The organism is Chromobacterium fluminis, assembly GCF_011602385.1.
In the GTDB taxonomy this organism is placed as follows: Bacteria; Pseudomonadota; Gammaproteobacteria; order Burkholderiales; family Chromobacteriaceae; genus Chromobacterium; species Chromobacterium fluminis.
In genome coordinates this window covers 1-14,281 of record NZ_JAAOMA010000018.1, presented here as the reverse complement: position 1 = coordinate 14,281, position 14,281 = coordinate 1, and the positions used below count along the sequence as shown (strand labels likewise).

Annotated in this window: 13 protein-coding genes and 1 rRNA gene; 12 read left to right on the top strand and 2 right to left on the bottom strand. The window is 59.9% G+C overall.

Features of this window, described 5'->3' with window-relative positions:
• Window positions 1-34 precede the first annotated feature (34 nt).
• Both HA052_RS13770 and iscR read right to left on the bottom strand, forming a co-directional pair.
• Window positions 35-1,252, bottom strand: coding sequence for an IscS subfamily cysteine desulfurase (locus tag HA052_RS13770; RefSeq protein WP_081545362.1), 1,218 nt, complete (start codon window positions 1,250-1,252; stop codon window positions 35-37).
• Window positions 1,253-1,286: 34 nt separating this feature from the next.
• Window positions 1,287-1,766: a Fe-S cluster assembly transcriptional regulator IscR gene (gene iscR / locus HA052_RS13765; RefSeq protein ID WP_081545361.1), complete on the bottom strand. Its 480-nt coding sequence runs from the start codon at window positions 1,764-1,766 to the stop codon at window positions 1,287-1,289.
• Window positions 1,767-2,219: 453 nt separating this feature from the next.
• On the opposite strand from iscR, the gene HA052_RS13760 reads away from it, so the two are divergent.
• The 12 genes from HA052_RS13760 to HA052_RS13705 form a co-directional block, all read left to right on the top strand.
• Complete coding sequence (locus HA052_RS13760; RefSeq protein ID WP_166452339.1) at window positions 2,220-3,341, top strand: beta-ketoacyl-ACP synthase III; 1,122 nt, start codon at window positions 2,220-2,222, stop codon at window positions 3,339-3,341.
• A 161-nt stretch (window positions 3,342-3,502) separates the two neighbouring features.
• Window positions 3,503-5,101, top strand: a complete 1,599-nt coding sequence (locus HA052_RS13755; RefSeq protein WP_043641141.1) for an ABC transporter substrate-binding protein — start codon at window positions 3,503-3,505, stop codon at window positions 5,099-5,101.
• 556 nt (window positions 5,102-5,657) lie between these two features.
• Window positions 5,658-6,686: an ABC transporter permease subunit gene (locus HA052_RS13750; protein ID WP_166452338.1), complete on the top strand. Its 1,029-nt coding sequence runs from the start codon at window positions 5,658-5,660 to the stop codon at window positions 6,684-6,686.
• 18 nt (window positions 6,687-6,704) lie between these two features.
• The gene (locus HA052_RS13745) at window positions 6,705-7,619 is read left to right on the top strand and encodes an ABC transporter permease subunit (protein WP_081545357.1); all 915 of its coding nucleotides are present in this window, start codon (window positions 6,705-6,707) and stop codon (window positions 7,617-7,619) included.
• A 10-nt stretch (window positions 7,620-7,629) separates the two neighbouring features.
• Complete coding sequence (locus HA052_RS13740; protein WP_081545488.1) at window positions 7,630-8,604, top strand: ABC transporter ATP-binding protein; 975 nt, start codon at window positions 7,630-7,632, stop codon at window positions 8,602-8,604.
• A complete protein-coding gene (locus HA052_RS13735) occupies window positions 8,601-9,572 on the top strand; it encodes a peptide ABC transporter ATP-binding protein (protein ID WP_081545356.1) in 972 nt (323 codons plus the stop codon). The genes HA052_RS13740 and HA052_RS13735 overlap by 4 nt, the downstream gene beginning before the upstream one ends.
• Window positions 9,573-9,753: 181 nt before the next feature.
• Window positions 9,754-10,281, top strand: a complete 528-nt coding sequence (gene coaD, locus HA052_RS13730) for a pantetheine-phosphate adenylyltransferase (protein WP_081545355.1) — start codon at window positions 9,754-9,756, stop codon at window positions 10,279-10,281.
• 96 nt (window positions 10,282-10,377) lie between these two features.
• Window positions 10,378-11,322 (top strand): class I SAM-dependent methyltransferase, encoded by a 945-nt coding sequence (locus HA052_RS13725; protein ID WP_166452337.1) that lies wholly within the window; start codon window positions 10,378-10,380, stop codon window positions 11,320-11,322.
• A gap of 149 nt (window positions 11,323-11,471) precedes the next feature.
• On the top strand, window positions 11,472-12,674 hold the full coding sequence (gene gltS / locus HA052_RS13720; protein ID WP_166452336.1) for a sodium/glutamate symporter: 1,203 nt from the start codon (window positions 11,472-11,474) through the stop codon (window positions 12,672-12,674).
• Window positions 12,675-12,811: 137 nt separating this feature from the next.
• The gene (gene trxA, locus HA052_RS13715; RefSeq protein ID WP_081545352.1) at window positions 12,812-13,174 is read left to right on the top strand and encodes a thioredoxin; all 363 of its coding nucleotides are present in this window, start codon (window positions 12,812-12,814) and stop codon (window positions 13,172-13,174) included.
• Window positions 13,175-13,281: 107 nt separating this feature from the next.
• Complete coding sequence (locus HA052_RS13710) at window positions 13,282-13,827, top strand: glutathione peroxidase (protein ID WP_166452335.1); 546 nt, start codon at window positions 13,282-13,284, stop codon at window positions 13,825-13,827.
• A gap of 377 nt (window positions 13,828-14,204) precedes the next feature.
• Window positions 14,205-14,281 (top strand): 16S ribosomal RNA (locus HA052_RS13705); the annotation flags it as partial.

Genomic DNA, 14,281 nt, shown 5'->3' with positions numbered 1-14,281 from the left:
CTTGCCGGCTCGGCGCTGGATATTGCTGTCGCCCTTAGTGGGCGGCCCATTGAACCGAATTCAGATCCACGCCGTCTTTGAACATTTCCCACAAGGGGGACAGTTCGCGCAGCTTGCCGATCTTTTGGTTTAGCAGATTCACCGCGAAGTCGATTTCTTCCTCGGTGGTGAAGCGGCCCAGCGTGAAGCGGATCGAGCTGTGGGCCATTTCGTCGTTGCGGCCCAGCGCGCGCAGCACGTAGGACGGTTCCAGCGAGGCCGAGGTACAAGCCGAACCGCTGGACACGGCAAGCTCCTTGATTGCCATGATCAGGCTTTCGCCTTCGACGAAGTTGAAGCTGACGTTGAGGTTGTGCGGCACGCGTTGGTCTATGTCGCCGTTGATGTAGACCTCTTCCATGTTCTTGATGCCGTTCCACAGACGGTCGCGCAGCATGCGGATGCGTTCGCGCTCGCTGTCCATCTCTTCGCGGGCGATGCGGAAGGCTTCGCCCATGCCGACGATCTGATGGCTGGCCAGGGTGCCGGAGCGGAAGCCGCGCTCATGGCCGCCGCCGTGCATCTGCGCTTCCAGGCGCACGCGCGGCTTGCGGCGCACGTACAGAGCGCCGATGCCCTTGGGGCCGTACACTTTGTGCGCGGACAGGCTGAGTAGGTCGACTTTCTGCTTTTCCATGTCGATGACCACTTTGCCCGGGGCCTGGGTGGCATCGACGTGGAAGATCACGCCCTTGGCGCGGCAGATCTCGCCCAGCTGTTCGATATCCTGAATCACGCCGATTTCGTTGTTGACGAACATCACGGAGGCGACGATGGTGTCCGGCCGGATGGCGGCCTTGAATTCTTCAATGTCCAGCAGGCCGTTGTCTTGCACGCCCAAGTAAGTGACTTCGAAGCCCTGACGTTCCAGCTCGCGCATGGTGTCCAGCACCGCCTTGTGCTCGGTCTTGACGGTAATCAGGTGCTTGCCCTTGCTCTTGTAGAAGTGGGCGGCGCCCTTGATCGCCAGGTTGTCGGACTCGGTGGCACCGGAGGTCCAGACGATTTCCTTCGAGTCGGCGTTGATCAGCTTGGCCACTTCAGCGCGCGCATTCTCCACTGCTTCCTCCGCGTCCCAGCCGAAGCTGTGGCTGCGCGAAGCCGGGTTGCCGAACTTTTCGTAAAGATAGGGAATCATCTTGTCGGCAACGCGCGGGTCTACCGGCGTGGTGGCCGAGTAGTCGAGGTAGATCGGAAGCTTGAGCTGGCTCATTTATATTCTCTCCACATGAAGATGGGTCCGCGCCTTACAGGGCGCCGGAGGCGGCAGAAGCGTGAACCACGCTGCATTCGCGCTTATCCTGCAATACGGTATTTTCCTTGGTCTTTTGCTGCTCAACCAGGCTGGCGAGGCTGACCTTGGACAGGTAGTCGAAAATGGTGACGTTCAGATTGGTCCACAAATCGTGGGTCATGCAGCGCTGATTGCCGCGACAGTTCTCGCGGCCGCCACACTGGGTGGCGTCCACTGGTTCGTCCACGGCGGTGATGATATCCGCCACGGAGATGTCGATCGTCGCCTTGGCCAAGGTATAGCCGCCGCCGGGGCCGCGCACGCTGTCCACCAGTTCGGCGCGCCGCAGCTTGCCGAAGAGTTGTTCCAGGTAGGAGAGCGAGATGCCTTGGCGCTCGCTGATGCCGGCTAGCGTGACCGGGCCGCCGCTCTCGCGCAATGCCAGATCCAGCATCGCGGTGACGGCAAAACGGCCTTTGGTGGTTAAACGCATGTCTCTGGTCTCCAAGAGTGGGTATTTGGAGGTGGATGAATTCCTGATGCAGACGATTATACCTAATATCCGACTGTTTTAGTCAACTATTATCGGAGGGGCCAATGAGGATGCGGCCGCGCAAAGCCGATCATTTTACTCGGTTTTTAGGTGGAGGGGTAGTTTTGCCGACGGGGTCCGCGGGGCGCGGCCGGCTGGGCGCGGGGGTCGATTAAAGCCGTTCGCGCATGCTGTAGCGAGGCGGGAAGGGCCGCAGGCCGCGCCGCGCCGACGTTTGCGGTTTTATTACTTTCAGATGAAGGGCTTGGTGTAGAATCCGGCGACGGAAAGGATCGTCCGAGGACGGGCCGAGACGAGGCGGGCTGTTTCCGTTTTGGCGGGGCAGCGAGGACTGTCGTCGCCGCAACAAAAATCTACACTCACCCGGGTTACGGGGGGCTAAAAGGACAATTCATGCACAAGGTCGTCATTAGCGGAACCGGCTTGTTCACGCCGCCGCACGCGGTCAGCAATCAGGAACTGGTCGCGGCTTTCAATGCCTTTGTACACGCTCACAATCAGCAACACGCGGATCGGATCGCCGCCGGAGAGATGGAGCCGTTGGCCGAGTCCAGCTCCGAGTTCATCGAAAAGGCCTCCGGCATCAAGCAACGTTTCCTGATGGACAAGAGCGGGGTGTTAGACCCGGCCAGAATGGCGCCCCGCTTGCCGGAGCGCGGAAACGACGAACTGTCGGTCCAGGCGGAAATGGCGGTGGCCGCCGCGCGGCAGGCTCTGGAACGCGCAGGCCGAAGCGCGGCGGACATCGATATGGTTATCGTCGCTTGCTCCAATATGCAACGCCCGTATCCGGCGGTGTCCATTGAGGTGCAGCAGGCCTTGGGCATTCAGGGCTACGCCTTCGACATGAACGTGGCTTGCTCGTCCGCCACCTTCGGCATTCAAACCGCAGTCAACGCCATTGCCAGCGGCCAGGCGCGCGCGGTGTTGATGGTGAATCCGGAAATCTGTTCCGCACACCTGAATTTCCGCGACCGCGACAGCCACTTCATCTTTGGCGACGCCTGCACCGCGGTGGTGTTGGAGCGAGCCGAGGCGGCGAACTCGGCGCAGCGCTACGAGGTGTTGGGCAGTAAGCTGGCCACGGTGTTTTCCAATAATATCCGCAACAACTTCGGCTTCCTCAATCGTTGCGACGAGGCGGGTATTGGCCAGCCGGACAAGCTTTTCGTGCAGCAGGGCCGCAAGGTGTTCAAGGAAGTCTGCCCTATGGTGGGAGATCATATCGCCGCGCACTTGGAGAGCCTGGGCATCGCGCCGGCCGAGGTGGCGCGTTTCTGGCTGCACCAAGCCAACCTGGCGATGAACCAGCTGATTTCCCGGCGCGTGTTGGGCCGCGAGGCCGGGGACCATGAGGCGCCGGTGATTCTGGACCGTTACGCCAATACCAGTTCCGCCGGTTCCATCATTGCATTCCATCTGCATGCTGATGACCTGAATGGTGGCGATGTTGGCGTCATTTCGTCTTTTGGCGCGGGCTATTCGGTGGGCAGCGTTGTGCTGAGGAAGATCTGATAAGCCGGAAAAAATAGTCCTAGCGCGGAGGGCCCTTGGCAGAAAAAAGCAGAGGACGCTTGTCAAAAGCGTCCTCTCTGCATAATGTATCCCCCCATGGCGGGCTTGGATCCCGTTGACAAGAAAGACCGATGAGTCTGTACAAGGGAAAGGAAATAAAGATGCAAACTGTCAAGAAAGCGCTGCTGGCAGCCGGCCTGATCGCCGGGACCGCGATGGCCGCCCAGGCCGCAGGCACCCTGGTGTACTGCTCCGAAGGCAGCCCGGCCGGCTTCGACCCCGGCCAATACACTACCGGCACCGATTTCGACGCGTCCGCCGAAACCGTGTTCAACCGCCTGGTGCAATTCCAGCGCGGCGGCACCAAGGTTGTGCCGGCGCTGGCGGAAAAATGGGACGTGGCCGCAGACGGCCTGAGCTATACCTTTCATCTGCGCAAGGGCGTGAAGTTCCAGACCACCGACTACTTCAAGCCGACCCGCGAATTCAACGCCGACGATGTGGTGTTCACCTTCAGCCGCATGGTCGACAAGAACCATCCGTTCCGCAAAGCCTATCCGACCGAATTCCCGTATTTCACCGATATGGGTCTGGACACCAATATCGTTAAGGTCGAGAAAGTCGACGCCAACACCGTCAAGTTCACGCTGAAGAGCCTGGACGCCGCATTCTTGCAGAACCTGGCGATGAGCTTCGCTTCGGTGCAGTCCGCCGAGTATGCCGACAAACTGCTCAAGGCCGGCAAGCCGCAGCTGATCAATCAGCAGCCGGTAGGCACGGGCCCGTTCATCTTCAAGCGCTATCAAAAAGACGCGCAGATCCGCTTCGCTGCCAACAAAGAATACTGGAACAAGGCTGACGGCCCGAAAGTGGACAACCTGGTGTTCGCCATCACCACCGACGCTTCGGTTCGTTATCAGAAGCTGAAGGCCGGCGAGTGCCAGATTACCGTCAACCCGCGCCCGACCGACCTGGCCGCGATGAAGGCCGATCCCAAACTGTCGGTGACCGCGCAGCCGGGCTTCAACCTGGGCTACCTGGCCTACAACGTCAAGCACAAGCCGCTGGAGAAGTTGGAAGTGCGCCAGGCGCTGGACATGGCGATCAACAAGAAGGCCATTATCGACGCGGTGTACCAGGGCGCCGGCCAGCCGGCCACCAACCCGATGCCGCCGACCCAGTGGTCCTACAACAAGAGCCTGAAAGACGCGCCTTACGATGTGGCAAAAGCCAAGGCGCTGTTGGCCAAGGCCGGCTATCCCAACGGCTTCGAACTGAGCCTGTGGGCAATGCCGGTGCAACGTCCGTACAACCCCAACGCCAAGCTGATGGCGGAAATGGTGCAGTCCGACTGGGCCAAGATCGGCGTCAAGGCCAAGATCACTTCCTACGAGTGGGGCGAGTACATCAAGCGCGCCAAGGCCGGCGAGCATGATTCCATGCTGATTGGCTGGACCGGCGACAACGGCGATCCGGACAACTGGCTGGGCGTGTTGTTCGGTTGCGACGCGATGAACGGCAACAACTTCTCCAAGTGGTGCTACAAGCCGTTTGAAGACTTGATCCAGAAGGGCAAGCGCACCGCCAACGTGGCAGAGCGCACCAAGCTGTACATGAAGGCTCAGGAGATCGTCAAACAGCAAGTGCCGATGACCACCATTGCCCACTCCACCGTTAATCAGCCGATGTTGAAATCGGTGCAGGGTTTCAAGGTCAGCCCCTTCGGCCTGAACTCCTTCTACGGCGTTAGCGTCAAGTAAGGCGGAATCCAATAAAAAACAGCGACATCGGGGGCTGCTTCCCCCGATGTTTAGCCTAAAAAGAACGGTTGACGAAGTCCCTGATGCGAACTGGCATTCCTTGCCGCGCGGCTGCCGCCGCCGGCGCGCCTAGGACGCGGCGCGGGGTTTTGTCGGCTACTCTAAGCCTTGGGTTTCCAGCCGCACGAAGAGGCGGCGGACCCGATGGCGGCGGAACGTCTACTGGGTGGTGTTAGAGGGTAGTCAGTCACAGCGTGGAGAGGCTGTGCGTCAGGCTTGACCTGGGTCAAGCTCGTTTGCGGCGAGGGGTGCTATCTTGCACTTGCCGTAGCGGTGGCGCAGCTGATGTGGGTGGGTGGTTCAGTTGCATGCCATCGCTCCGGCGCTCTTCATTGTTGTTTTCCTTGCTTCTTCTCCGTTCTATTCCGGTAACGTCTCCCCAAAACGCAATAGAGCTGTCGCGCGCCGTTTGCCATGCAAGGCGTCGTCGCTCTGGGTCTCAAGTTGAGTATTGCGCCCAGTCGCCCAGCGGGGCCGGCGCAAGGGAGAAGTCCTCATGTTTTCCTTTATTCTGCGAAGGTTGGGCTTATTGGTGCCAACCTTCTTCGGCATCACGCTGCTGACCTTCGGTCTGATCCGCATGATTCCGGGCGATCCGGTGGAGGTGATGGTGGGCGAGCGCGCGCTCGATCCGCAAATGCACGCCGAAGCCTTGCATCGCCTGGGTCTGGACAAGCCGCTGTACGCTCAGTACTTCGACTATGTGGTCCATTTGCTGCACGGCGACCTGGGCGAGTCCCTGGTCACCAAGACCGGGGTCTGGACCGAGTTCAAAACCCTGTTCCCCGCCACGCTGGAATTGGCGATCTCCGCCTTGATCTTCGCCACCGTGCTGGGTCTGCTGGCCGGCGTCATCGCCGCCATCAAGCGCGGCTCGCTGTTCGACCACGGCGTGATGGGCATCTCGTTGACCGGCTTTTCCATGCCCATCTTCTGGTGGGGCCTGATCCTGATCATGTTCTTCTCGGTCAAGCTGGGCTGGACCCCGGTGTCCGGCCGCGTCGACCTGACTTTCGACATCGCGCCGCATACCGGTTTCATGCTGATCGATTCCTGGATGGCGGAAGCCGCGGATCCGGAAGTGAACGCCGGCGCCTTCAAGAACGCTTTGATGCATCTGATTCTGCCGGCCATTGTGCTGGGCACCATTCCGCTGGCGGTCATCGCGCGGATGACGCGCTCGTCGATGCTGGAAGTGCTGCGCGAGGACTATGTGCGCACCGCGCGGGCCAAGGGCTTGTCGCCGGTTCGGGTGATCTTCATCCACACCCTGCGCAATGCGCTGATTCCGGTGCTGACCGTGATCGGCCTGCAAGTGGGCACGCTGATGGGCGGGGCGGTGTTGACTGAAACCATCTTCTCCTGGCCGGGCATAGGCAAATGGCTGATCGACGCCATCAGTCGCCGCGACTATCCGGTGGTGCAGAACGGCATCCTGATGGTGGCGACGCTGGTGATCGTCACCAACTTCATCGTCGACATCTTGTACGGCATCGCCAATCCGCGCATCCGTCACGCCAAGTAACAGCCAGTAGGTGGACTTATGACACAGACTACGCAAGTCAACGCCGGCCCGGACCTGGCGCTGGCCTATCCCTCGCCGTTCAAGGAGTTCTGGCAGGGTTTTTCCCACAACAAGGGCGCGGTGGCCGGCCTGATCTTCATGCTGATCGTCACCTCCTGTGCGCTGCTGGCGCCGCTGGTGGCGCCGTATAGCCCAATCGAGCAATATCGCGACCATTTGCTGACTCCGCCTGTCTGGGTGGATGGAGGCTCGACGCAATTTCTGTTCGGCACCGATGAACTGGGGCGCGACATCCTGTCGAGGTTGATCCACGGCGCGCGCTTGTCCTTGTTCATCGGCCTGTGTTCGGTGCTGATGGCCTTGCTGCCGGGCGTGGTGCTCGGCCTCTTGGCCGCCTTCTTTCCCAAGGTTCTCGGCGGCGTGATCATGCGGCTGATGGACATCATGATGGCCTTGCCCTCGCTGCTGCTGGCGGTGGCCATTATGGCCATTCTCGGGCCCGGCCTGATGAACGCGATGATAGCCATCGCTACCGTGGCCTTGCCTGCATACGTGCGGCTGACTCGCGCGTCGGCGATGACCGAACTGAACCGCGACTACGTCACGGCCTCCCGAGTGGCCGGCGCCGGCCTGCCGCGGCTGATGTTCGTCACCGTATTGCCCAACTGCATGGCGCCTTTGATCGTGCACGCGACGATGAGCTTTTCCTCGGCCATCCTGGAAATCGCCGCGCTGGGCTTTCTCGGCCTGGGCGTGCAGCCGCCCACCCCGGAGTGGGGCACCATGCTGGCCTCGGCCCGCGATTACATTGAAAGCGCCTGGTGGGTGGTGACCTTGCCCGGCCTGACCATTTTGCTGTCGGTGCTCGCCATCAATTTGATGGGCGACGGCCTGCGCGACGCGCTGGACCCGAAACTGAAGCGCGCGGCTTGAGGGGATGGACATGAGTTTGTTGCAAATCAAGAACCTCTCGGTGGAGTTCGGTTCGGAAAAGAACCCCTTCCGCGCGGTGGAAGGGCTGGACCTGGCGGTGAATCAGGGCGAGATCGTCGGCATCGTCGGCGAATCCGGTTCCGGCAAGTCGGTGACCATGATGGCGATGATGGGGCTGCTGGAAGGCCAGGGCCGCATCGTGGCCGATGAGTTGAGCTTCGACGGCAAGAACCTGCTGACCATCTCCGCGCGCGAACGCCGCAAGATCGTCGGCAAGGACATCGCCATGATTTTCCAGGACCCGATGACCTCGCTGAATCCCAGCTACACCGTCGGCTACCAGATCATGGAAGTGCTGAAGCTGCACCAGGGCCTGCGCGGCGCAGCCTTGAAGCGGCGCGCGTTGGAACTGATGGAACTGGTGGAAATTCCGGCGCCGGCCTCGCGGCTCAACGCCTATCCGCATCAGTTGTCCGGCGGTATGAGCCAGCGCGTGGTGATTGCGATGGCCATCGCCTGTAGCCCCAAGCTCTTGATCGCCGACGAGCCGACCACGGCCTTGGACGTGACCATCCAGGCGCAGATCATGGAGCTGCTGGTCAGCCTGCAAAAGAGCCAGAACATGGCCTTGATCATGATCACCCACGATCTGGCGGTGGTGGCTGAAGTGGCGCACCGGCTGGCGGTGATGTACGCCGGCCAGGTGGCGGAAATGGGTGCGGTGCCGGGCGTGTTCAATCATCCCTCCCATCCGTACACCGAAGCGCTGCTGTCGTCGATCCCCGAACACAGCAAAGGCGCGCACCGCCTGAACACCTTGCCCGGCATCGTGCCAGGGCAGTACGACCGCCCCAGCGGTTGCCTGTTGTCGCCGCGTTGTCCCTACGTCAAGGACAACTGCCGGACCCAGCGTCCGGGTTTGACCCCCGTGGAAGGCGGCGTTGTGCGCTGCCACTACCCATTGCCGGATCAGGAGGCGAAATGAGCACCGTACTGCAAGCGCGGGATCTGACCCGTTATTACGAGGTGTCGCAGGGCTTCTTCAAGCCCTCGGCGCAAGTCAAGGCGCTCAATGGCGTTTCCTTTGAACTGCGAGCGGGCAAGACCTTGGCGGTGGTGGGCGAGTCCGGTTGCGGCAAGAGCACGTTGGCGCGGCAGCTGACGCTGATCGAGGCGCCGACCTCCGGCTCCCTGCTGTTGGACGGCCAGGACGCGGCCCAGGCCGGCAAGGCCGAATTGAAAGCAATGCGCACCAAGGTGCAGATGGTGTTCCAGAACCCCTATGCCTCGCTGAACCCGCGTCAGAAAATCGGCAGCCAGCTGGCCGAACCCTTGCAGATCAACACCTCGCTGAGCGCCAAGGAGCGCGAAGACAAGGTGCGCGGCATGATGCAGCGCGTCGGCTTGCGGCCGGAGCACTTCTTCCGTTATCCGCATATGTTCTCCGGCGGCCAGCGTCAGCGTATCGCCATCGCCCGCGCGATGATGCTGAACCCCAAGATCGTGGTGGCGGACGAGCCTACCTCGGCGCTGGACGTGTCGATCCAGGCGCAGGTGCTCAATCTGTTCATGGATCTGCAGGACGAGTTCAAAACCGCCTATGTGTTCATCTCCCACAACCTGTCGGTAGTAGAACATGTGGCAGACGACTTGATGGTGATGTATCTGGGGCGTGCGGTGGAAGTGGGAGAGAAGGACCGTGTCTACGAGCGCCCGCTGCATCCTTATACCCAGGCCTTGTTGTCGGCGACGCCGTCCATTCACCCGGAGCAGCGCCGCATCAAGATCAAGATCGAAGGCGAGTTACCCAGCCCCTTGAAGCCGCCGTCGGGCTGCGCTTTCCACAAGCGCTGCCCGCACGCGAATCAGCGTTGCGCGGAGGAGGTGCCGGAGTTGCGCGAACTGGATCAGCGCATGATCGCCTGTCATCGCGCCGAGGATATCAACGTCTGAATGCGTAGGGTTTGATCGTTAAGCGGGCCGCCATGCGCGGCCTGCTTTTTTTTGGCGGCGCTTTGCCGATAATGAGTGAAATGGACAGATTCTGCCGCGGATAGTCCAGGTGGAAGCGAAACATTTTGCGCAATGCACAAAAATTGCTTTACCCGCCCCCAACGACCACGATACATTCGCCATGGCACATCATACAGTCAAAGGAAAACGAGAATTGAAGCGAGCCGTGTACGCGGGCAGCTTCGACCCGGTGACTAATGGTCACCTCTGGATGATTCGTGAAGCGGTGGAGCTGTTTGACGAATTGATCGTAGCGGTCGGAGTGAACCCGGAAAAACACTGTACCTTCAGTGTCGAGGAACGAGTGACTTTGCTGCGCGCCGTCACCGGCGGCTTTAGCAAGCTGCGGGTGGATGTGTTCGAGAACCAGTTCCTGGTCAATTACGCGCAAAGCATAGGCGCCAACTACATCATCCGCGGCATCCGCACTGCCAGTGATTATGAATACGAGCGTACCATGCGCTATATCAATTCCGATCTGCACCCGGACATCACCACTATTTTCCTGCTGCCGCCGCGCGAGTACGCTGAAGTGTCGTCCACGATGGTCAAGGGCCTGGTGGGCCCGCGGGGCTGGGAAAGCGTGATTCGCCAATACTTGCCGGAGCCGGTTTACAGCAAGCTGATCGAGATGTATTCGTCCGAATAGCCTCGGCTGTAATAGAATTGGATATCCGTTCACGCGCCGCCTGCAGTCAGCGGCGCGTTTGTTTTGTGTTTTGCCCATCGCCCATATCGAGGACTCATGCTGGACGTCAGCCCATTCGCCAATCGCCTGGCCAAGAATTTCAAGCACCACGCCAAATGGGCGCGTCGCCAGGGGCTGGACGCCTGGCGCGTCTACGACAAGGATGTGCCGCAGTTCCCGTTCGCGGTGGATGTGTACGGCGAGCGCATCCATCTGCAGGAGTACGACACCGGTTGGGAGATGGAGGACGACGCCTACCGCGAATGGATCAACGCGGTGGTGGACAGCCTGTGCGCGGTAACCGGTCTTGCGCATGAGGCGGTGACGCTAAAGAATCGTCGCCGTCAGAAGGGCGTTAGCCAGTACGAGAAAGCGGGGCAGCAGGGCAGCGACTTTATCGTCAACGAGTTCGGCCAGCGCTTTATCGTTAATCTCGACGCCTACTTGGACACCGGTCTGTTTCTGGACCATCGCAACACCCGCAAACGAGTGAGGGAAGAGGCCGCCGGCAAGCGTTTCCTCAATCTGTTCGCCTATACCGGCAGCTTCACCGTCTACGCAGCCTGCGGTGGCGCGATCAGTTCCGAAACCGTGGACATGTCCAATACCTATCAGGACTGGTCGCGCCGTAATTTCGAGCTCAACGGCCTGGACCTTGCCCGGCATCAGCTGGTGAGGGCCGACGTGTTCCAGTATCTGGAAGAGGCGGTGGACGGCGGCAAGCAGTTCGATCTGATCGTTATGGACCCGCCCACCTTCTCCAATTCCAAGAAGATGCGCGACATCCTGGACGTACAGCGCGACCATGTCTGGCTGATCGATTACGCAATGGCGCTGCTGGCGCCGGGCGGCACCCTGTACTTTTCCAATAATCTACGCAGCTTCAAGCTGGACGAGAGGCTAGCCGACGATTACGTCATCAGCGACATCAGCGCGCAGTCGGTGCCGGAAGACTTCCGCAACCGAGCCATTCATCAGTGTTGGCGGGTTCGTCGCGACTAGCGGTTGGTCTTCACTATATAAGGCTTCAATTAATTGTAGGCCGAACTTTCTACCCGGGTTTCCTATCGTATTGCATGGCGCGACAACATTCCGACAGCTGCTAGTCTGAATCAAGCGCGCCTTCGCTCATCAAACAATAGGGAGACTCGATGATTCAACTGGATTTCTACGGCACCTTGGTGGCCGCGTCGCTGGTTCTGCTGCTCGGGCGCAAACTAGTGGCGCATGTCGGCGCGCTGCGCACCTACAACATCCCCGAGCCGGTAGTTGGCGGCTTGTTGATTGCCGCCCTGCTGCTGCTGTTCCGTCAACTGACCGGCAGCGAAGTTCGTTTCGACGCTTCGTTGCAAACCCCGCTGATGCTGGCCTTCTTCGCTTCCATCGGCCTCAACGCCAATTTGAAAAGTCTGAAACAGGGCGGCAAGACTGTTGGTGTTTTCCTGGCGGTGGTGGTCGGCCTGCTGCTGGTGCAGAACACCTTAGGCATCGCCTTGGCGAGCCTGCTGGGCCTGGATCCGCTGATGGGCTTGCTGGCCGGCTCCATCACCTTGTCCGGCGGTCACGGCACCGGCGCCGCCTGGGGCGGCACCTTCGCCTCCAAATACGGTTTGGCCTCCGCGTCGGAGCTGGCGCTGGCTTGCGCTACCTTCGGTCTGGTGCTGGGGGGCCTGATAGGCGGTCCGGTGGCGCGTTTTCTAGTCAAAAAAGTCAAAGCTCCGGGCGCCGAGCATAATGCTGACGATCCGCCGCTGGCTTTCGAACAGCCGGACGCCCAGCGTCTGATCACGCCGCATTCCTTCATCGAGACGCTGGCGCTGATCGCCGTCTGTTTGCTGGGCGGCACCTTTCTCGGCGGCCTGCTCAAAGGCACGCCGCTGGAACTGCCTACTTTCGTCTGCGTGTTGTTCGTTGGCGTACTGATCAGCAACGGGTTGGCGGCCTTGGGCTGGTATCAAATCTTCGAACGCGAAGTGTCGGTGCTGGGCAATGTCAGCCTGTCGATGTTCCTGGCGCTGGCGTTGATGTCCCTGCGTTTGTGGGATCTGGCGGCCTTGGCGCTGCCCATCTTCGTGTTGCTGCTGGCGCAAACCGCGGCGATGGCGATGTACGCGATTTTCGTCACCTTCCGGGTGATGGGGCGCAATTACGACGCGGCGGTGCTGGCCGCCGGCCACTGCGGCTTCGGCTTGGGCGCCACGCCCACCGCCATCGCCAATATGCAGGCGGTGACCGAACGCTTCGGCCCTTCGCACCTGGCCTTCCTGGTCGTGCCCATGGTCGGCGCCTTCTTCATCGACATCGTCAACGCCATCGTGATCAAGCTCTACCTAGCACTGCCCTTCATAGGCTAAGCGTCGCGGCGACGGCGGCTATCGCCTGGATTGATAAATTCAACTGGGCGACAGTCTTGCAATGCCGTGGGCGCGTACCTATCTTTGCTGCAACAGCCCGCTGCTGGCGGGCGCTTCAGACAGCGAAAGACACTCTCATGGCTTATATCAATCTCAACGCCGACAACTTCAACGCCCATATGAAAGAGGAAGGCTTGGTCATTCTCGATTTTTGGGCGCCGTGGTGCGGTCCGTGCAAAATGTTCGGCCCTACTTTCGAGGCCGCGTCGGAAAAGCACGCGGACATCGTGTTCGGCAAGATCAATACCGAAGACGAACGCGACTTGGCCGCCCACTTCAATATCCGCTCCATTCCGACTCTGATCGCCATTAAAGATGGCATCATGGTGTTCAACCAGGCCGGCGCGATGATGGCCGCCCAGTTTGAGCAACTGATCCAGGGCTTGCGCGAACTGGATATGGACAAGGTACGGGCCGATATAGCCAGCCAGCAGGAATGACAGCAGACGCCCACAGGCGGGGCTCAGGACAATAGATAAGGCAATGCTTCAAGCATTGCCTTATTATTTTGTCTGCCATCCATATATGGCGAAGCGAGGAGACGCGAATGAAACGATGGGGCGCAATGCTGATTTTTTGCAGTCAGGCGGTGATGGCGGCTTGCCCGGCTTTGTTGAACTACACGGTGCCGGGTTTGATGGGCGGCCAGATCAATCTATGCCAATATGCGGACCGGCCGCTGCTGGTGGTCAATACCGCGAGCCACTGCGGCTTCACGCCGCAGTTCAAGCAACTGCAATCGTTGTATCAGACCTATGGGCAGCGCGGTCTGATGGTGGTCGGCTTTCCCAGCAACGACTTCTTTCAGGAACTGGGGAGCGATAAGGAGATTGGCGCGTTCTGCGAAGCCAATTACGGCGTGACCTTCCCGATGGCCGGAAAAGGGCATGTGCGCGGCGCCGATGCACAGCCGTTCTTCAAAGCCTTGATCAAGGCTACCGACGACGCACCGGTATGGAACTTCCACAAGTATTTGATACTGCCCGGCGCAAGCAAGGTTGTCAGCATAGGCACGCGGACCAAGCCGGATGATCCTGAAGTCGTCAACGCCTTCCTGCCTTATCTGAAGCCGGCGGAGAGCGTGAAAAACTAGAAGATTTGCGCACATCCCGCAACGGGCCGGCGTTTCGCCGGCCCGTTTTTCATGGTTCGGCGGGGTGGTTGAGGTGTGTCGGTAAATACCCCTTTCGGATATTGCTTGCCGCATCAAGGGTTTGCCCGGCGAGGCCCGCTTTTGTTGAGGTTTTTGTCGCAAAAGGTGTTGACGGGTTAGGGGTCGTGACGTATAGTTCGCCTCCTCAGCAGACAACGCAGCGGCGGAAACGAAACGCAGCGATCTGCACCGCTCTTTAACAAAACGAATAACCGATAGGTGTAAGTGCTCGGTCGATAACCAAACACTTGCACTGCAAGACGAGAGATATCTTGATGTTTCTTTGATCTTGCGTGCCAGAAAATTTGCTTGGAATTGAACTGAAGAGTTTGATCCTGGCTCAGATTGAACGCTGGCGGCATGCTTTACACATGCAAGTCGAACGGTAACAGGG